The sequence below is a fragment of the Mycolicibacterium agri genome (genome assembly GCF_002553505.1).
In the GTDB taxonomy this organism is placed as follows: Bacteria; Actinomycetota; Actinomycetes; order Mycobacteriales; family Mycobacteriaceae; genus Mycobacterium; species Mycobacterium agri.
Window position 1 is genome coordinate 1 of the sequence record NZ_PDCP01000248.1, and the last position, 545, is coordinate 545.

Sequence of the window (545 nt, forward strand, 5' to 3'; positions counted from 1 at the left end):
ACCCCGCGCCTCGACGGCCAGCCCACCCCTGAGCAAGCCGGCAGCGACCAGCGCACCGTCGGCAAACGCAATCACGACGCCCTCAAAGCCGTGCTGCGGGCCATCCTGGCCAGCGGCGAGCTGGGCAGCCACAACGGGCTACCGGTCACCATGGTCATCAGCACCACCCTGGGCGAACTGGAGTCCGGCACCGGCCACGCCACCACCGGCGGCGCCACCCTGCTGCCCATGTCCGAGGTCATCCGCCAGGCCGCCCACGCCTACCACTACCTAGCCGTCTTCGACGACCACACCCAAGAGCCCCTCTACCTCGGCCGCGCCAAACGCCTCGCGTCAAAGGCCCAACGCCTCCTGCTGTATGCCCGCGACCGCGGCTGCACCCGACCGGGTTGCACCGCCCCCGCCTACCACTGCCACGCCCACCACATCGACGGCTGGGCCAAGAACAACGCCCCCACCGACATCACCGCTCTCACCCTGGCCTGCCCCGCCGACGACCTACTCATCGAAACCACCGACTGGACCACCCGCACCCGCCCCGACGG

The 545-nt window shown here is 70.6% G+C and carries 1 protein-coding gene; it reads left to right on the forward strand.

Features of this window, described 5'->3' with window-relative positions; genetic code table 11:
• A partial coding sequence (locus tag CQY20_RS34035) for an HNH endonuclease signature motif containing protein (protein ID WP_133119216.1) occupies positions 1-545 on the forward strand: 545 nt, incomplete at both ends.